Raw genomic sequence first — 17,632 nt, forward strand, 5'->3', positions numbered from 1 at the left:
GACGTAATCACTTGCCTCCCTTCGCGGCCTTCGCAGCCTTTTCTTGCTGCCGCTTCTGGGCCAATTCTTCTTCGTCGAGATACCGATATGTAATCGCCTTTGCGTCCATCTTCAGAGAGCCGTCTTTCTGCCCTTCGATGGCCAGGTCGCTCAACGTTACAATCCGGGGCATTCCCGCCACATCCTCCGCGAAAGTCCCCAAATCGGCATACCGGCCGGAAATCTTGACGTCAATTGGCATCTCCGCGTAGAAGTCCTTGACGCCCTCGGTCCCCGGCTTGAAGAGATCGAACTGCAATCCGCGACCGAGCCCCGCTTGGTTGATGTCGGCCAGCAGCGAATCCATTTCCGCCTTGTTTGGCAACTGCTTCAGCAGCGCACCAAACTGGCGGTCGATTTCCTCGAGCTGCATCTTGTAGGCTTCAAGATTGACCGCCAGCTTCTTCTTGGTAAGCCAGTCCTGACGCAGTTGCTCCTCTTCCCCCTGGCGTTGCTCGAGGACCGCAGCTTGATCGCGCCAGTCGAACCACCACGCCAAGGCCACAACACCGACGAGCAGTACAATAAATACGGCAATCCGTGGCGCAAGTGGCCATGCACCGGGATCGTTGGGATCGAGCCCCTTGAAGTCCTGCGCGAGCTGCGCAAAATCGATATTGCTTGATTTGCCCAGCTTCATTTCTTCGCCCCCGCCATTTCGTCGGCTTTCGGACGCTCGATACCGACGTTCAGGGAAAATTCGCTGACACGGCGATTATTGAGCGTAGCAGCCTTAACTTCGACTAGCCCGGGCTGCTGCAGGAATGGGGATTCATCCAGAGCTCGCATGAGTGTCGAGACGCGCGAATTCGACTGGGCATAGCCGGCCAACGCGATCTTTGGCCCGGTCTGCTTGATCGACTTGAGGTAGATCCCGTCAGGCACACGTTTGGCGAGCTCATTCAGCAACTGCACTGACTGCGCGCGGGTTTCCTGCAAGGACTCGATGACCTGCTTGCGGGAGAGCAAGGCATCAATCTGTTCCCGGAGCCGCTTGATCTCGGCAATCTCCGAATCGACCTTGGCGATTTCAGCCTTCAGAAAAGCGTTCCGCCGCTCTTGATGCTCGATGTATCCGGCATAGACGCCATGCACGACGACGCCGATCACGACGCCGATGAGGGCCATGGCACCGGATATTACGAAGAATTGCTGGCGCCGCTCGCGACGCTTCAATTCCCGGTGAGGCAATAGATTGATTCGAATCATGAATCGAATCTCCGCAAGGCCAAGCCACACGCCACCATCAGCGACGGAGCATCGGCCAGGAGGTTTTTCGGCCTGACGCGCGACGACAGCGCCATGCCGGCAAAGGGATTGGCAACGACGGTGGGCACCTGGGTGCGACCGCCGACGACCTCGGACAACCCAGGCATGACGGCACAGCCGCCGGCAAGAACGATGTGGTCCACCTGATTGTATTGCGTCGAGGTGAAGAAGAACTGGAGTGCGCGCGAAACTTCGAGCGCCAGGCTGTCCATGAACGGGCGCAGAAGGTCGCGCTCATAGTCCTCGGGCAGACCGCCGCCGCGCTTCGCCGCTTCGGCGTCCTCGACGCTCATGCCGTACTGGCGCGCGATTTCCTGCGTCAGCTGGTTGCCCCCGAAAGCCTGCTCGCGCGCATACAACTGCTGGCCGTTGCGCAACACGCTGACGTTCATGACATTGGCGCCCACGTCGATGACCGCGACGATCTTGTTGGCGCTTCCGCCGGGGAGGCGCTGGGCGACGAGTTCGAACGCGGCCTCGGCCGCGAAGGATTCGACGTCCATCACGACGGCCTTCAGTCCGGCCGACTCGACGACGGCAACGCGGTCTTCGACCTTTTCCTTGCGCGAAGCGGCAATCAGCACTTCGACCTCCTCCGGACTACCGGGGGCCGGTCCAACGACTTGAAAATCGAGATTGACCTCTTCGAGTGCAAACGGGATGTACTGGCTCGCTTCGGACTCGACCTGGAGCTCCATCTCCTGGTCGCGCAGCCCGCCTTGCAGAATCATCTTCTTGGTGATGACCGCCGATGCCGGGAGGGCGACGGCCGCATTCTTGATGCCTCCGCCCATGCGGCGTAATGCACGACGGATCGCCTCGCTGACGCCCTCGAGATTAGCGATGTTGCCGTCGACGACGGCATCGCGCGGCAGGGGCTCGATGGCATACCGTTCGATCCGGTAGGATTCCTTGTCGCCCCCTGCAAGCTCGAGCATCTTCACCGATGAAGATGAAATATCGAGCCCGACAAGCTGGCGCGTCTTTGGTCGAAACAGGGAGAAATCAATCACAAAGAAAATCCTTAAATTTCTTTATGTTAGGCGCCAATACTGAATAAGCTTGTGAGATGCTAGCAACAAGCCGTTTCACTGTAAAGCGGCGGGCTTGACAAATGGCGTTGGAGGGCCTCGACCCCGGATCGTATAATCCCGTCCCCAATCCCCCTTTTTGGACTTTCGATGCGCTGGGTCTTTTACCCGATTGTCGGCCTGATCGGACTGATCATCGCCGGCGCGGCCACGCTTGCCGCCGTTTCCGCGTTAGCCTGGCCGAACCTTCCCCCTCTTGATGTCCTGACCGACTACCGCCCCAAGGTGCCGCTGCGAGTATACACGTCGGATGGATATCTACTGGGCGAGTTTGGCGAGGAGCGCCGCTCGGTCGTGAAGATCGAGGACGTACCGACCTCGCTGAAGCAGGCGATCCTGGCCGCGGAGGACGAACGCTTTTACGAACACCCCGGAATCGATGTCTTTGGCATTATGCGGGCCGCAGTGGCGAACGTCGTGTCGGGCGGGCGAGGCCAGGGCGCCTCGACGATCACGATGCAGGTTGCCCGCAATTTCTTCCTGACGCGTGAAAAGACGTTCAACCGCAAGCTTTACGAGATCCTGCTCGCGTTGAAGATCGAGCGGAGCCTCAGCAAGGATCAGATCCTCGAGCTCTATATCAACCAGATCTACCTCGGTCAGCGCGCCTATGGCTTTTCGGCGGCGGCGCGCGCGTATTTCGACAAGTCGCTGAAGGACCTGACGATTGCGGAAGCGGCGATGCTGGCAGGCCTCCCGAAGGCGCCGTCTGCCTACAACCCGATCGTCAATCCGAAGCGGGCGACCTTGCGTCAGCATTATGTGCTGCGCCGAATGTACGAGACCGGTGCAATCGACGAGAGGACGCTGGAGGCCGCCAACGCCGAGCGGCTGGTGCTCGCTTCGGGGCACTCGAACCAGAACACACTGCGTGGCGATTACGTCGCGGAAATGGCGCGCCAGATCGCCGTCGAGCAGTTTGGCGAGGATGCATACCAGTCAGGGATCCGGATCGTCACGACGGTCACGCGGAATGACCAGCTCGCCGCGTATCGGGCGGTACGGCAAGGGGTGTTCGATTATGACCGCCGCCACGGCTACCGCGGACCGGAGAGCTTTGTCGATACGAAGGAGTTTTCGCTCAAGGACGAGGAGCATCTCGACGAGGCGCTCGCCGATGTTACCGACTACGACGATATGCTCGCGGCGCTCGTTCTCGACGCGAACCCGAAGAAGGTCCGCGTGTATCGTCATGGCGAGACGATCGACATCACGGGCAACGGGCTGACGTTCGCCGCGCCGATGCTGAATGATCGTGCTCCGCCTGCGAAACGCCTGCGCCCTGGGGCGATCGTCCGCATCCGGAACGGCGGCGACAAGGGTTGGGAGATCGTGCAGCTGCCGGAGGTCGAGGCGGCGCTGGTGTCGATCGACGCCCATACCGGCGCCGTGCGAGCCTTGATCGGCGGCTTCGATTTCAATCGCAACAAGTTCAACCACATCACCCAGGCGATGCGCCAGCCCGGATCCAGCTTCAAGCCTTTCATCTATTCGGCGGCGCTGGAGCGGGGCTACTCGCCGAGCAGCGTGGAAGAGGATGCGCCGCTCTTTTTCCCGGCAGGCGTGACCGGCAGCAAGGACTGGGAGCCGAAGAACTACGACGGCAAGTTTGATGGACCGATGACGCTGCGCGACGCGCTGGCGCGCTCCAAGAACATGATCTCGATCCGGTTGCTGCGCGCGATTTCGCCTGAATATGCCCAGGACTACATCACGCGTTTCGGCTTCGAGGCCGAGCAGCATCCGCCCTACCTGACGATGGCGCTGGGCGCGGGGATGGTGTCGCCGTGGCAGATGGCGACCGCTTACGCGGTGTTCGCGAACGGCGGCTACCGGGTGACGCCTTATGTGGTGAAGGAGATCATCGATGGCGAAGGTCGCGTGGTCGCGCGCGTCGATCCGCCGCAAGCCGGCGAAAGCGCGCCGCGGGTGATCGATCCGCGCAATGCCTGGCTGATGAACTCGATGATGCAGGACGTCGTGCGCAAGGGGACCGCGACCAAGGCGCTGGCGCTCAAGCGCGCCGACATCGCGGGCAAGACCGGCACCACCAACGATTACGTCGACGCCTGGTTTGCAGGCTACAACCCCGACGTCGTCGCGATCAGCTGGATGGGCTTCGACCAGCCGCACAATCTCGGCAAGGGCGAGACCGGCGGCTTTGCGGCGCTGCCGACATGGATCAACTACATGCGCACGGCGCTGGCGGACCAGCCGGAGAAGGCGCTGCCGATGCCGGAGGGACTGGTGGCGATTGCATCGGCGACGGGACGCGATGAATACATCTACCGCGAGAACCAGCCGCCTGCCCCGCTAGCGCTGCCTAACAACCTGCCACCACCGTCGGAAGCGCCGGATGACGGCACGGTGGCCGCACGCTTGCTGCAGGGTCTGCCAGCGCCGGTGGTCGAACGAACCGCCAAACCGGTCAACCATTAGGGCGATTGACCGTGGGAGAGCCGCTCAGGCTGGAGACAGGCTGACGCTCTCCCCGGATTGCTGGCTCACGACGTTCGAGAGCAGCGCATAGAGTTCCTGCCCGTCACGGCCTGAAACCCACTGGCCATCGACGGGCCGGAAATGAAAGCCGCCCGATTTCGCCGCGACCCAGATCTCGCGCGCGGCCGAATGACGATTGATGATGACTTTCGTGCCGTTGTCGAATTCGACCTCGACGATGCCGCCCGGCTTGGTTTCGAGATCCAGATCCACGCCGCATGCCTCGAGGGCTGCTTCGATGCGCGCCAGTTCAGCTTCCGCCAGGGCATTGAATGCCGATTCTTCCATGCTCGTTCCTTCTGTTAGCATTCGCGTTTTTCCGACCGACGACACCATGCAAGCCATCCTGCGAGCCACGGCGCTATGCGGCGCACTGATCCTGAGCGGTTGCGGAATCAAGGGGCCCCTGACGCTGCCTCCTCCGCCCACGCCGACCAAGGCGTCGCCGGCTACCAAGGTCGATCATAACAAAGCCCCCCTGAGCCCGAACGAATCCCCGAGCGAATCGAAATGAGCACCGTTTTTCCCATCCCCACGCTCCAAGCCGGAACCGCAGGACTGCAACTGGAAGGAGTTCCGCTTGCCGACATCGCGCAGGCCCACGGCACACCGACCTACGTCTATTCGCGCAAGGCGCTGACGGATGCTTTCGTCGCCTATCGCGGGGCGCTGGCGGGCCGGCGCTCGCTGGTGTGCTACGCGGTGAAGGCCAACTCGAGCCTCGGCGTGCTGTCGGTGTTTGCGCAGCTCGGCGCGGGCTTCGATATCGTTTCCGGCGGCGAACTGTCGCGGGTGCTCGCAGCGGGCGGTGACGCGGGAAAAGTGGTGTTCTCCGGGGTCGGCAAGAGCCGCGCCGAAATGCGCCAGGCGCTGATGGCTGACATCCGTTGCTTCAACGTCGAATCGGCGGCGGAAATCGATCGGCTGAACGAAGTGGCGGGCGAACTCGGGAAGGTCGCGCCGATCGCCTTCCGCGTGAATCCGAACGTCGATCCGAAGACCCACCCCTACATCTCGACCGGACTGAAGAGCAACAAGTTCGGGGTCGCGTTCGATGCGGCGCTCGATCTGTACCGCCGCGCGGCGGCCCTGCCCCATCTGAAGGTCAGCGGCATCGCCTGCCATATCGGTTCGCAGCTGCTCGACCCGGCGCCGATCGCCGAAGCGGCGGAAAAGGTCTTGGGCCTCGTCGACCGGCTGGCGGCCGAAGGGATCGTGCTCGATCACATCGATCTGGGCGGCGGGCTCGGCATCCGCTACCGCGACGAGGAGCCGCCGAGCGTCGAGCAGTATCTGGCCCCCTTGTTGGCGATCTTCGCCGGACGCAAGGAAGAGCTGTGTTTCGAACCGGGACGCTCGCTGGTCGGCAACGCGGGGCTTCTGCTGACACGAGTCGAATATCTCAAGCCGGGCGAGGAGAAGAATTTCGCGATCGTCGACGCGGCGATGAACGATCTCGCGCGGCCGGCGCTGTATGACGCCTACCATGAGGTGGTGGCAGTGGCGCCGCGCGCCGAAGCGGGACGCAATTACGAAATTGTCGGGCCGATCTGCGAGAGCGGGGACTTCCTCGCGCACGACCGCGAACTGACGGTGGCCGAGGGCGATCTCGTGGCGTTGCTGTCGGCAGGTGCCTACGGCATGGCGATGAGCTCGAATTACAACACCCGGCCGCGCGCGGCCGAGGTGATGGTGGACGGCGAGCGTGCCTTGCTGATCCGCCGGCGCGAGACGGTCGAATCGCTGTACGCGCTGGAAACGCCGCTGCGCTAGCCGAGAAGGCTAGGCTTCGTCGGGCAGCGCGCTGGCCTCTTCGATCAGCGCGCTGCCGAAGGCTTTCCACGCCGTCCCGCCGTGCGTATGCACGCCGGTGTCGGCGCTTTCCTCCATGACGCGCAACATCAGCACACCCAGCGCGAAGAGTTCGCCGCGCGCGCGTAGGCGCGGGTCGGGGTCGGCGAGCAAGGCCTGGGTATGCTCGGCGCCGCCCTGCAGCGCTTCGCGGGCCAGCGCCCGCATCGCGCCCCGGTCGGACCAGTCCAGGTCGAGCAGCATCCCGCGCTTAAAGATCTCACGCTCGAGTTCGCTCGCATCGCGCGAGAAATGTTCGAAACCGCTCATCTGCGGCAAACTCCTCAGGGTCCGGCGAGTTCGTCGAGACAGCGCGCGAGCGCGGCCTGCCAGAAAGGCATTGCGATGCCGAAACGGGCCTCGACACGGTCGAGCGCGAGGCGCGAGTTGGCGGGACGGGCTGCCGGCGTCGGGTAGTCGGCGGCAGGAATCGGCTCGACCCGCAGGACCTTGAGGGGGAGCCGCGGCAGCCGTTCGCGGGCGGTGGAAAAGATTGCTTCCGCGAAGCCGTGCCACGAAGTCTCGCCGCGCGAGACGAGGTTGAAGACGCCTGAGACGAAGGCGCCCTGGCAGCGCTCGTGCTGGGCGCGGGCGACGATCTGCGCGGTCGCGTCGGCGATGTTGCGTGCCCAGGTCGGAGCGCCCCACTGGTCGGCAACGACGCGCAGTTGCTCGCGCTCGGCGCCGAGCCGCAGCATCGTGCGGACGAAGTTGCCTCCGCGCGAAGCGAAAACCCAGGTGGTGCGCAGGATCAGGTGGTCGCAACCGCTGTCGGCGATCGCCTCTTCGCCGGCGAGCTTGCTGCGGCCGTAGGCATTGAGGGGCGCGACGGGATCGTCCTCGATGTAACGGCCGGACTTTGTGCCGTCGAAGACGTAATCGGTCGAATAGTGAATGAGCAATGCGCCGACGGCCTTCGCGGCCTGTGCGAGTTCGCCCGGCGCAACGCCGTTGATCGTGGTCGCAAGCGCTTCTTCGGTTTCGGCCTTGTCGACCGCGGTGTAGGCGGCGGCATTGACGATGACGTGCGGCGCGTGCCCGGCAATCAGCGCGGCGAGCGTATCCGGACGCGACAGGTCGCAGTGGCCGCGATCGAGTGCCACGACTTCGCCGAGTGGCATCAGGGATCGGACGAGCTCCCAGCCAACCTGGCCGCTGGCTCCGGTGACGAGCAGTTTCATTCAAAGACCTCGCATTCCGCGAACGGCTTGCCGTCGCGATCCTTGCCGGACAGTTGCGGCTCGCCAGCGAGCGGCCATTCGACGCCGACGGTCGGGTCGTTCCACTGCAGGCAACGTTCGTGCTCGGGGGCGTAGTAGTCGGTGGTCTTGTAGAGGAAATCCGCCGACTCGGAAACGACGACGAAGCCGTGTGCGAAGCCGGGCGGGATCCACAGCTGGCGGTGGTTATGTTCCGACAACTCGATGCCGACCCAGCGTCCGAAAGTCGGTGAATGGCGGCGCAGATCGACGGCGACGTCGAACACCGTGCCGCGCACGACGCGCACGAGTTTCCCTTGGGGTTGACGGATCTGATAGTGCAGGCCGCGCAGCACGCCTTGTGCGGAGCGCGAGTGGTTGTCCTGTACGAACTGTTCGTCGAGGCCGGTCGCCTCACGGAAGCTGCGCGCGTTGAAGCTTTCGAAGAAGAAGCCGCGCGCGTCGCCGAACACTTTGGGCTCGATCACGAGCACATCGGGGATCGCGGTGGGAACGACCTTCATCAGAAGACCCTTTCTTCGAGGAGACGTTGCAGGTATTGACCGTAGCCGTTCTTGGCGAGCGGTTTGGCAAGTGCGGCGAGTTGTGCGGCGTCGATCCAGCCGGCACGCCAGGCGATCTCTTCGGGACATGCAACCTTGAGTCCTTGGCGTTTCTCGATGGTCTGGATGAAGAGACTCGCATCGAGGAGGCTTTCGTGGGTGCCGGTGTCGAGCCAGGCGTGGCCGCGGCCCATGACCTGAACGTCGAGCGTGCCGTCTTCGAGGTAGCGGCGGTTGACGTCGGTGATCTCGAGCTCGCCACGGGGGCTGGGTTTGAGGCCGCGGGCGATGTCGACGACGCGGTGGTCGTAGAAGTAGAGGCCGGTGACGGCGTAGCGGCTCTTCGGCTTGGCGGGCTTTTCCTCGAGGCTGACCGCATGGCCGGCCGCGTCGAATTCGACCACGCCGTAGCGTTCGGGGTCGGTCACCGGATAGGCGAAGACGGTGGCGCCGGACGTGCGCAGGGCGGCCTGCTTGAGGTCGTCGGCGAATTCATGGCCGTAGAACAGGTTGTCGCCGAGCACGAGGGCGGACGGACCGCCGGCGAGGAATTCCTCGCCGATCAGGAAGGCTTGCGCAAGGCCGTCCGGGCTCGGTTGCACGGCGTACTGCAGGTGCAGCCCCCAGCGGCTGCCGTCACCGAGCAGTTGCTGGAATCGCGGGGTGTCCTGCGGCGTGGAGATGATCAGGATTTCGCGTATGCCGGCCAGCATCAGGGTACTGAGCGGGTAGTAGATCATCGGCTTGTCGTAGACCGGCAAGAGCTGCTTCGAGACCGCGAGGGTCGCCGGGTGCAGGCGGGTGCCGGATCCGCCGGCGAGGATGATGCCTTTGCGCGTGCTCATGGCTCAGCGCTCTCCGTAGTTGCGTTCGACCCATTCGCGGTAGCTGCCGGACTGGACGTGGGCGACCCAGTCCTGGTTGGCGAGGTACCACGCGACGGTCTTGCCGATGCCGGTTTGGAAGGTTTCGGCGGGGCGCCAGCCGAGTTCGCGCTCGATCTTGCGCGCGTCGATCGCGTAGCGGCGGTCGTGGCCGGGGCGGTCGGTGACGTAGGTGACGAGGCGCGCGTGCGGGCCGGCGGGGTCGGGGCGCAGCTCGTCGAGCAATGCGCAGACGGTGTGCACGATGTCGATGTTGGGCATCTCGTTCCAGCCGCCGACGTTGTAGGTTTCGCCAACGCGACCACGCGCGAGCACCTCGCGGATCGCGGCGCAGTGGTCGCCGACATAGAGCCAGTCGCGCACGTTGCGCCCGTCGCCGTAGATCGGCAGCGCCTTGCCGGCGAGCGCGTTGGCGATCATCAGCGGGATGAGCTTTTCCGGGAACTGGTAGGGGCCGTAGTTGTTCGAGCAGTTGGTGGTGAGCACCGGCAGGCCGTAGGTGTGGTGCCAGGCGCGGACAAGGTGATCGGACGCGGCCTTGCTCGCGGAGTACGGGCTGTTGGGCTCGTAGGCCTTGGTTTCGGCGAAGGGGGGGTCGTTGGGCCCGAGCGAGCCGTAGACTTCGTCGGTGGAGACGTGCAGGAAGCGGAAGGCGGCCTTGGCGGGCTCTTCGAGCGCCGACCAGTAGGCGCGGGCCGCTTCGAGCAGCGTGAAGGTGCCTTCGACATTGGTGCGAACAAAATCGGCAGGCCCGTGGATCGAGCGGTCGACGTGGCTTTCGGCGGCGAAATGGACGATCGCGCGGGGGTGGTGTTCGGCGAGTACGCGGTCGATCAGGGGCCGGTCGCAGATGTCGCCATGGACGAAGACGTGGCGGGCGTCGCCCGCGAGGGAGGCCAGGTTCTCGGGATTACCCGCGTAGGTCAGCGCGTCGAGATTGAGGACCGGTTCGTCGCTCGCACGCAGCCAGTCGAGGACGAAATTGGCACCGATGAAACCTGCACCGCCTGTCACCAGAATCATTGGATCACCCGTTATCGCGGAATCGGCAAGGACGCGCGGCGTAGAATGATGCGCCTCGCGTCCCGTGAGACACAAATTGTATCTCTTACGAATAAACGTCGCCCCCCCGCTCCCGCAACAACTCGTTTCTCCAATGACTCTCCGCTCGTTCTGCCGCCTGTTCGCCCTCATCCTGTTGAGCTACTCGCTGGCCGCGGCCGGCGCCGACGAATTGCCCGGCAGCGTGCGTCAGGCGCTCGAGGCGGCCCACGTGTCGGCGGCGGACGTGGGCGTCTGGGTGCAGGCAGTCGATGCGGACAAGCCGCGGCTGCAAGCCAATGCCGCGCGGGCGATGAATCCGGCCTCGGTGATGAAAGTGGTGACGGCCTTTGTCGCTTTCGAGCGGCTGGGGCCGGCCTACACGTGGACGACGCGGATCGCGGCCGGCGGGCCGATCACGGGCGGCGTGCTGGACGGGAACCTCTACGTCACCGGCGGGGCGGACCCGATGCTGACGCACGAGCGCCTGTGGAAGCTGCTGCGGCAGGTGCGCGCGCTCGGCATCGAGACGATTCGCGGCGACATCGTGCTCGACGGTTCGGCGCTGCGCCTGCCGCCGCACGACCCGGGCGCCTTCGACGGCAAGCCCCTGCGTCCCTACAACAGCGGCGCATACGGGCTGCTGATGCATTTCAACACGCTGCAGCTGCGTCTCGTGCCGCCGGATACGGCCGGCGAGGCGGTGGCCGTTGCGGCGAGCCCGACGCTGAAGGGGCTGGAGATCGACAACCGCCTCCGGACGGCACCCGGACCCTGCGGCGTGTGGTACGGCAATCTCGAAGCGGCGATGGACATCGGCGCGAACGGTCCGCGGCTGTTGCTGCAGGGGACGTTGCCCGCGAGTTGCGGCCAGCGCGACTGGGCGGCGGCACCACTATCGCCCGAGCAGTTCGGCGTGGCACTGGTGGCGGCGTTGTGGAACGAGGTCGGCGGGCGGATCGACGGGACGGTGCGCAGCGGCGTGACGCCCCCGGAGCTGCGGCCGCTCCTTACCGACACCTCGCCGACGCTGGCGGAGGTCGTCCGCGAGATGAACAAGTGGTCGAGCAACGTGATCGCACGCGAGCTGTTGGCGAACCTCGGCGTGGACAGTCCGGCGGCGATCGACATGGTGGCGGGCGGTGCGCAGGTGGCGCGCGATCAACTCGCGGCCGACGGCGTCACGACGACGGGGCTGATGCTCGAGAACGGATCGGGCCTGTCGCGCATCGAGCGCATCAGCGCGCGCACGCTTGGCGAGATCCTGCTCGCGGCGTGGCGGCGGCCCTTCATGCCGGAATTCATCGCGTCCTTGCCGATCGCCGGCGAGGACGGCACCGCCCGCGGGCGGCTGCACGACAGCCCGGCGCGCGGCAGCGCCCATATCAAGACCGGTTCAATCAATGGGGTGAAGTCCTTCGCGGGTTATATGCTCGACCGCGAGGGCCGGCGGCATGTGGTCGTGATGCTGGTGAATCACCCGGAAGCGAGTGGCACGCAGGCGGCGCAGGACGCGTTGCTGGAATGGGTGTGGGCGACCGGAGGCGATAGCCGCGCGGCGCGGTGATCGACGCTCAGTCCTGCGGGGGCATCGGCATCGTGCTGCGGTCGAGCAGATTCGCCCAGCCGCGCACGACGCGATAGACGACCCAGAGGCCCGCCCCGGCGACCAGCGCGAGCGCGAAGGGCAGGCCGATCACAGTCAGCACCAGCCACACGGCGACGACGATCCACAGCAGCGCAAACCAGAAAGTGCGGATCTGCCAGCGGAAATGGCTTTCGAGCCAGGTTCCGCGGACGGCACCGCGCTTGAGGTAGTTGAGCAGCACGGCGACGATCGACGGCAGGCTCGCGACGAAGCTGCCGATGATGGTCGCCGAGCCGACGACGCCCGTGACCACGGCGAAGGCGTGCAGCGCGTAGATGACATGCGTCAGCGTAACGAGTCCGCCGAGGTCGGCGGCGGGTTGCGGCAGGTTATCGGTCTGGTAGGAAGTCATCGGTCTTCCCCGGGGCTGGGTGCGTCCAAGGTGGACGCCGCGCTAAAGCCCGAGTTCAGCCCACATGGCGTCGACGCGCTGCTTGACTGTGGCATCCATCACGATCGGGCGGCCCCATTCGCGGTTGGTCTCGCCCGGCCACTTGTTGGTCGCATCGAGCCCCATCTTGCTGCCGAGGCTTGCAACCGGGCTCGCGAAGTCGAGGTAGTCGATCGGGGTGTTGTCGACCATCACCGTATCGCGTGTTGCATCGACGCGAGTCGTCATGGCCCAGATGACTTCCTTCCAGTCGCGAATGTCCACGTCGTCATCGACGACGATGATGAACTTCGTGTACATGAACTGGCGCAGGAAGCTCCAGATGCCGAACATCACGCGCTTGGCGTGGCCCGGGTACTGCTTGCGGATGCTGACGACGGCGAGCCGGTACGAGCAGCCTTCGGGCGGCAAATAGAAGTCGATGATCTCGGGGAACTGCTTCTGCAGCAGCGGCACGAAGACCTCGTTGAGCGCGACCCCGAGCATCGCCGGCTCGTCGGGCGGCTTGCCGGTGTAGGTCGAGTGGTAGATCGGATCCTTGCGCATCGTGATGCGCTCGATCGTGAAGACGGGGAAGTCGGAGACTTCGTTGTAGTAGCCGGTGTGGTCGCCGTAGGGGCCTTCGGGCGCGGTGTCGTTCGGGTGGATCACGCCTTCGAGCACGATCTCGCTTGATGCCGGCACCTGCAGGTCGGAGCCGAGGCATTGCACGAGCTCGGTCTTCGCGCCGCGGAGCAAGCCGGCGAACTGGTATTCGGACAGCGTGTCGGGCACCGGCGTGACGGCGCCGAGGATCGTCGCGGGGTCGCAGCCGAGCACGACGGCGATTTTGAACGGCTCGCCCGGATGCGCGAGTTGGTGTTCACGGAAGTCGAGCGCGCCGCCGCGGTGGGCGAGCCAGCGCATGATGACGCGGTTGGGCCCCAGCACCTGCTGGCGGTAGATGCCGAGGTTCTGGCGCTTCTTGCCCGGGCCACGTGTGACGACGAGGCCCCAGGTGATCAGCGGTGCGACGTCGCCGGGCCAGCAGTGCTGGATCGGGAGCTTCGCGAGGTCGACATCCTTGCCTTCCCAGACGATCTCCTGGCAGGGCGCGGAGCGCACTTCCTTCGGCGACATGTTGAGCACCTGGCGGAAGGCCGGGAGCTTTTCCCAGGCGTCCTTGAGCCCCTTCGGCGGCTCGGGCTCCTTGAGGAAGGCGAGGAGCTTGCCGACTTCGCGCAGCGGCGTCTGCCAGTTGCCATCGGGCAACTCCTCGCCCATGCCGAGCGCGACGCGTTCGGGGGTGCCGAAGAGGTTCGCGAGCACGGGCATGGCCTGCGGCACGCCGCGCGTGACGGGCTTTTCGAACAGCAGCGCCGGGCCGCCGGCGCGCAGCACGCGGTCGGCGATCTCGGTCATCTCGAGGTGGGTGTCGACGGGGACGCGGATGCGCTTCAGCTCGCCGCGCTGCTCGAGTTGGGCGATGAAGTCGCGAAGATCGTGGTAACGCATGAGGGTCTTGTCGTCGCGCCGTTCAGCGGTGCTGGTTGATGGCGTCGCGCGTTTCGAGCGCCGCGCGGCGGGCCGCCTGCGCGAAGTCCTCGCCGCTGCCCGCGTAGAGGATCGCGCGCGAGGAATTGATCACCAGGCCGGTGCCATTGGCGGTTGCGCCCGCCTGCACCGTTTCCGCGATGTCGCCGCCCTGAGCACCGATGCCGGGCACGAGGAGCGGCATGTCGCCGACGATGCCGCGCACGCGCGCGATCTCAGAGGGAAAGGTCGCGCCGACGACGAGGCCGCAGTTCCCACTGGCGTTCCATTCGCCGGCGACGAGGCGCGCGACACGCTCGAAGAGGCGCTCGCCATGTTCGACGGCGAGGAACTGCAGGTCGCTGCCGCCCGGGTTCGAGGTGCGGCACAGCAGGATCACGCCCTTGTCGGTGTATTCGAGGTAGGGCTCGACGGAGTCGCGACCCATGTATGGGTTCACGGTGATCGCGTCGGCGCGGTAGCGCTCGAAGGCTTCGACGGCGTATTGCGTCGCGGTGCTGCCGATGTCGCCGCGCTTGGCGTCGAGGATCACCGGCGTACCGGGATGGCGGTCGTGGATGTGGTCGATCAGGGCTTCGAGCTGGTCTTCGGCGCGCTGCGCGGCGAAGTAGGCGATCTGGGGCTTGAAGCAGCAGACGAGGTCGGCGGTGGCGTCGACGATGCCTTTGCAGAATTCGAGGATGGCGTCCGGGCGGCCCTGCAGGTGGGCGGGCAGACGGGCAGGATCAGGGTCGAGGCCGACGCAAAGCAGGCTCTTGCGGCTCTGCCAGGCGGCCTGGAGGGCGGTCATGAAGTGCATGGGTGCATCCGGGATGTGTCCGGGCGGAATGATAAGCCGGATGAGGGCCGAACGCCCATGCCGCAGCACGGGGATACCAAAAAGAAGGGCCGCGCGCGGCGGCCCGGCGGCTGATACCCGATCGTGCTACGACTCGATCTTGAGGATCTTCATCGCCTTTCCGAGGGTGTCGACCGACTCCTGGTGCTTGCCGGCTTTGTGCAGCGCTTCGCCGTCGGCGCGCAGCTTCTTCACTTCGGCCATCTGCTCGGCGGTGAGCTGCGGGTTCTTCGCCAGCGCGTCGTCGATCTTCTTCATGTCCGCGGGACAATGGAATGCAAAGGCACTGCCGGACAGCGCAATCAGCAGGCCCGCGATCAGGCTCTTCTTCATCGTCATTTCCTCCAGGTGGGCGCGGGACCGGACCGCGCTGCCCCTTTAACCTAGTTCAGGCGGCGGGAAAGGCAATGTAATCAATCGCAAGTCCGGCGAAGATCGTCGCGCCGACCCAGTTGTTGTGCAGGAAGGCCTTGAAGCAGCGCGCGCGGTCGCGCTCTCGGATCAGCGTGTAGTGATAGCCGGCGATGCCGGCGGCGGCAGCGAGACCCGCGAAGAAGACCGGGCCCCGCCCTGCCGCGATCCCGACCGCGGCGATCAGCGCGAACGCGGCGGCGTAGCACAGCATCACGGCGGCGACGTCGAAGCGGCCGAAGGTGATCGCGGAGGTCTTGATGCCGATCTTGAGGTCGTCGGGGCGGTCGACCATCGCGTACTCGGTGTCGTAGGCGACGGTCCAGAAGATGTTGCCGGCGAGCAGCCACCACGCGCTGGCCGGCACGGTCTCCTGCAGCGCGGCGAAGGCCATCGGGATGCCGAAGCCGAAGGCGATGCCGAGGTAGGCCTGCGGGATCGCGAAGAAGCGCTTCATGAACGGGTAGCTCGCGGCTAGGAACACCGCTGGCAGCGACAACCACAGCACGAGCGGGTTGAGCGGCAGGATCAGCACGAAGGCCACGAGCGACAGGCCGGCAGCGAGGAGCAGCGCCTCACGTGTCGTGACGGCGCCGGTCGCGAGCGGGCGGTTCTTGGTGCGCTCGACGTGGCCGTCGAAGTCGCGGTCGGCGTAGTCGTTGATGACGCAGCCGGCCGAGCGCATCAGCACCGTGCCGACGACGAAGATCGCGACGACAGCGAGTGGAGGATGGCCGTCGGCGGCAAGCCACAGCGCCCAAAGCGTCGGCCATACGAGGAGCAGGATGCCGATCGGCTTGTCGAGGCGCATCAGCCGCAGATAGATCGGAAGGCGGGCGGACAGTGGCAGCGGAGCGGACATCATTCGGGCAGTTCCAGGATCGTCGGCAGGAAGGTTTCGCTGACCAGCAGCGCGCGGCCGTGCAGGCGGAACAGCGAGCGGCGGGCCCACAGGCGGGGTGGCAGGGCGCGCGGCGCGACAGCAGTCGCTGCGAGATGATAGCGCGCGTCGCGCCGGTCGAGGCAGGCGCAGGTGAGCGCGCGGCGGCTGATCGCGGGGTCCGCGAAGAGCGCTGCGCCGAGCGGACGCGCGCCGATGCCATGGAAGAGGTTCCAGGCGCCGCGCACGTTCGCGCGCGGCAGCAGCGAGCGCGCGAACACGACCGGGACGCCGTCGGCGACGAGCAGGACTTCACGCAGCCACGCGAGCTCGCCGCGGCGCAGGCCGAGCAAGGTGGCTTCGTCGCGGTGCGGCAACGCCAGACGCTGGCGCAGCACCTTGACGGAGAAGCGTTCGCAGCGCGCCCGGATCCGGGCCGTCAGCGAGGCGGGGTCGGTGAGCCAGGGGCGGAGTTTGCGGGTGACGGTCGCGCGCGGCGGGCGCTTCAGCCAGGTTTCGCAGTGGGGACGGGTGCGCATCGGTCGGGGGCTCGGAACGTCGCGCATCATACCGATAAGGCGTGACGGCCCCAACCATTGCTCCGAAGGGGGCTTGGAGACATTCCGGCGGCCGGCGGGCCCTTCAGGTGCGACAGGCCGCTCGGCAGTCAGGAGATCCCCTCCTCGGGCGGGGGCTCGCCCCGCAACTGCCTGAGCGTGGCGGCGAAGGGCAACTCGTTCAGGCGGCGCTTCAGCCAGAGGCCCGCGGCCATGGCGGCAAGGAGATTGAGCAGCGCGGCCAGCACCAGCACGCCGGGCCAGGACGTACCGGTACCGAGCAGCCACACCGAGACGGCAACGACCAGCGCGAGCCACGCGGTGACCAGCAGCACCGCGGTGACGACCACGACGCCGACGATTTCGATCGCGCGGCGCGCCGAATAGCGGGCATCCATGACCGCCAGCACGGCGAAATCCGCAGCGAGGCGGCACGCGCGCGCCACGAGGCCCGACAAGCGTTCCGGCGGCGTCGCCTGCATGTCACACCCTCCTGTTATCGTCCCGGAGACCGCAACCCGCACGCCTGCGCTCAGCGGCCAGGAGGCTTGCCTTTGTGTTTGGCTTTCGGCGAATGGGCGGCGACGTTGACGCCCTCTTCGGGCACCGCGGCGCCCGGGGACCGCTCGGGCGGAACGCCGGGTCCGGGCACGTCGGAGGGCGTGCCGTGGCGGTCGGTATCGCGAAGCCCGCGGCGGATGTCGCGCGCGGCCTGCTCGATGACCTGACGCGGTCCGAGGTTCTCCTTGTCGGCCGCGGCCTCCTCGGGAACGTGGCGGGAGGAGTCCTTCCTGATCGGCGAGTTCATGGGCGAATCTCCCTGTGCAAGAACCCGCATTGCGAGCAAGCGGCGTTCCCCCCTTTGACCGCAGTCCGGGGCTCGCCGACCTCCTCGTCCGTAGGAAGACCTACCGGGGACGTGTGGGACTTACAGCGAA

General features: G+C 65.8%; 21 protein-coding genes. 4 read left to right on the forward strand and 17 right to left on the reverse strand.

Features of this window, described 5'->3' with window-relative positions:
* Positions 1–7: 7 nt before the first annotated feature.
* The 3 genes from AZKH_RS20930 to AZKH_RS20940 are packed head-to-tail and all read right to left on the reverse strand — an operon-like array spanning position 8 to position 2,321.
* The gene (locus AZKH_RS20930) at positions 8–679 is read right to left on the reverse strand and encodes a type 4a pilus biogenesis protein PilO (RefSeq protein WP_015437798.1); all 672 of its coding nucleotides are present in this window, start codon (positions 677–679) and stop codon (positions 8–10) included.
* Positions 676–1,248, reverse strand: coding sequence for a PilN domain-containing protein (locus AZKH_RS20935; protein ID WP_015437799.1), 573 nt, complete (start codon positions 1,246–1,248; stop codon positions 676–678). Before AZKH_RS20935 ends, AZKH_RS20930 begins: the two co-directional genes overlap by 4 nt.
* Positions 1,245–2,321: a pilus assembly protein PilM gene (locus tag AZKH_RS20940; protein ID WP_041656464.1), complete on the reverse strand. Its 1,077-nt coding sequence runs from the start codon at positions 2,319–2,321 to the stop codon at positions 1,245–1,247. Before AZKH_RS20940 ends, AZKH_RS20935 begins: the two co-directional genes overlap by 4 nt.
* A 168-nt stretch (positions 2,322–2,489) precedes the next feature.
* Between AZKH_RS20940 and AZKH_RS20945 the strand changes: the two genes are divergently transcribed.
* The gene (locus tag AZKH_RS20945; RefSeq protein WP_015437801.1) at positions 2,490–4,838 is read left to right on the forward strand and encodes a penicillin-binding protein 1A; all 2,349 of its coding nucleotides are present in this window, start codon (positions 2,490–2,492) and stop codon (positions 4,836–4,838) included.
* Positions 4,839–4,862: 24 nt separating this feature from the next.
* Here the strand turns inward: AZKH_RS20945 and cyaY are convergent, their stop codons facing one another.
* Entirely contained in the window at positions 4,863–5,186 is a 324-nt protein-coding gene (gene cyaY / locus AZKH_RS20950) for an iron donor protein CyaY (RefSeq protein ID WP_015437802.1), read from the reverse strand.
* Between the two features lie 46 nt (positions 5,187–5,232).
* On the opposite strand from cyaY, the gene AZKH_RS27755 reads away from it, so the two are divergent.
* Together AZKH_RS27755 and lysA are read left to right on the forward strand one after the other, a co-directional pair.
* Positions 5,233–5,412: a lipoprotein gene (locus tag AZKH_RS27755; RefSeq protein ID WP_231874567.1), complete on the forward strand. Its 180-nt coding sequence runs from the start codon at positions 5,233–5,235 to the stop codon at positions 5,410–5,412.
* A complete protein-coding gene (gene lysA, locus AZKH_RS20955; protein ID WP_015437804.1) occupies positions 5,409–6,671 on the forward strand; it encodes a diaminopimelate decarboxylase in 1,263 nt (420 codons plus the stop codon). The genes AZKH_RS27755 and lysA overlap by 4 nt, the downstream gene beginning before the upstream one ends.
* A gap of 9 nt (positions 6,672–6,680) precedes the next feature.
* Here lysA and AZKH_RS20960 read toward each other — a convergent pair whose 3' ends face one another.
* Genes AZKH_RS20960 through rfbB form a run of 5 tightly spaced genes read right to left on the reverse strand, consistent with a single transcriptional unit; the run spans position 6,681 to position 10,418 of the window.
* Positions 6,681–7,019 carry a hypothetical protein gene (locus AZKH_RS20960; protein WP_015437805.1) on the reverse strand — a complete coding sequence of 113 codons (339 nt, stop codon included), beginning with the start codon at positions 7,017–7,019 and terminating at the stop codon, positions 6,681–6,683.
* A gap of 14 nt (positions 7,020–7,033) precedes the next feature.
* Positions 7,034–7,930 (reverse strand): dTDP-4-dehydrorhamnose reductase, encoded by an 897-nt coding sequence (gene rfbD / locus AZKH_RS20965; RefSeq protein WP_015437806.1) that lies wholly within the window; start codon positions 7,928–7,930, stop codon positions 7,034–7,036.
* Positions 7,927–8,472 (reverse strand): dTDP-4-dehydrorhamnose 3,5-epimerase, encoded by a 546-nt coding sequence (rfbC, locus tag AZKH_RS20970; RefSeq protein ID WP_015437807.1) that lies wholly within the window; start codon positions 8,470–8,472, stop codon positions 7,927–7,929. Before rfbC ends, rfbD begins: the two co-directional genes overlap by 4 nt.
* Positions 8,472–9,356 (reverse strand): glucose-1-phosphate thymidylyltransferase RfbA, encoded by an 885-nt coding sequence (gene rfbA, locus AZKH_RS20975; protein ID WP_015437808.1) that lies wholly within the window; start codon positions 9,354–9,356, stop codon positions 8,472–8,474. The genes rfbC and rfbA overlap by 1 nt, the downstream gene beginning before the upstream one ends.
* A gap of 3 nt (positions 9,357–9,359) precedes the next feature.
* Complete coding sequence (rfbB, locus tag AZKH_RS20980) at positions 9,360–10,418, reverse strand: dTDP-glucose 4,6-dehydratase (protein WP_015437809.1); 1,059 nt, start codon at positions 10,416–10,418, stop codon at positions 9,360–9,362.
* A gap of 133 nt (positions 10,419–10,551) precedes the next feature.
* On the opposite strand from rfbB, the gene dacB reads away from it, so the two are divergent.
* A complete protein-coding gene (dacB, locus tag AZKH_RS20985; RefSeq protein WP_015437810.1) occupies positions 10,552–12,003 on the forward strand; it encodes a D-alanyl-D-alanine carboxypeptidase/D-alanyl-D-alanine-endopeptidase in 1,452 nt (483 codons plus the stop codon).
* Between the two features lie 7 nt (positions 12,004–12,010).
* Here the strand turns inward: dacB and AZKH_RS20990 are convergent, their stop codons facing one another.
* The 8 genes from AZKH_RS20990 to AZKH_RS21025 all read right to left on the reverse strand — a co-directional run bounded on the left by AZKH_RS20990 (position 12,011) and on the right by AZKH_RS21025 (position 17,502).
* The gene (locus AZKH_RS20990; RefSeq protein WP_015437811.1) at positions 12,011–12,436 is read right to left on the reverse strand and encodes a hypothetical protein; all 426 of its coding nucleotides are present in this window, start codon (positions 12,434–12,436) and stop codon (positions 12,011–12,013) included.
* 42 nt (positions 12,437–12,478) lie between these two features.
* The gene (gene ubiD / locus AZKH_RS20995; RefSeq protein WP_015437812.1) at positions 12,479–13,969 is read right to left on the reverse strand and encodes a 4-hydroxy-3-polyprenylbenzoate decarboxylase; all 1,491 of its coding nucleotides are present in this window, start codon (positions 13,967–13,969) and stop codon (positions 12,479–12,481) included.
* A 22-nt stretch (positions 13,970–13,991) separates the two neighbouring features.
* Entirely contained in the window at positions 13,992–14,807 is an 816-nt protein-coding gene (pyrF, locus tag AZKH_RS21000; RefSeq protein WP_015437813.1) for an orotidine-5'-phosphate decarboxylase, read from the reverse strand.
* Positions 14,808–14,933: 126 nt separating this feature from the next.
* Complete coding sequence (locus AZKH_RS21005; RefSeq protein ID WP_051071705.1) at positions 14,934–15,179, reverse strand: hypothetical protein; 246 nt, start codon at positions 15,177–15,179, stop codon at positions 14,934–14,936.
* 55 nt (positions 15,180–15,234) lie between these two features.
* Positions 15,235–16,119 carry a 4-hydroxybenzoate octaprenyltransferase gene (gene ubiA, locus AZKH_RS21010; protein ID WP_041657657.1) on the reverse strand — a complete coding sequence of 295 codons (885 nt, stop codon included), beginning with the start codon at positions 16,117–16,119 and terminating at the stop codon, positions 15,235–15,237.
* On the reverse strand, positions 16,119–16,676 hold the full coding sequence (locus AZKH_RS21015) for a chorismate lyase (protein WP_051071797.1): 558 nt from the start codon (positions 16,674–16,676) through the stop codon (positions 16,119–16,121). Before AZKH_RS21015 ends, ubiA begins: the two co-directional genes overlap by 1 nt.
* Before the next feature lie 128 nt (positions 16,677–16,804).
* The gene (locus tag AZKH_RS21020; RefSeq protein ID WP_015437817.1) at positions 16,805–17,176 is read right to left on the reverse strand and encodes a phage holin family protein; all 372 of its coding nucleotides are present in this window, start codon (positions 17,174–17,176) and stop codon (positions 16,805–16,807) included.
* Between the two features lie 50 nt (positions 17,177–17,226).
* Complete coding sequence (locus tag AZKH_RS21025; RefSeq protein ID WP_015437818.1) at positions 17,227–17,502, reverse strand: hypothetical protein; 276 nt, start codon at positions 17,500–17,502, stop codon at positions 17,227–17,229.
* Positions 17,503–17,632: the final 130 nt, after the last annotated feature.

Source organism: Azoarcus sp. KH32C, from assembly GCF_000349945.1.
In the GTDB taxonomy this organism is placed as follows: Bacteria; Pseudomonadota; Gammaproteobacteria; order Burkholderiales; family Rhodocyclaceae; genus Aromatoleum.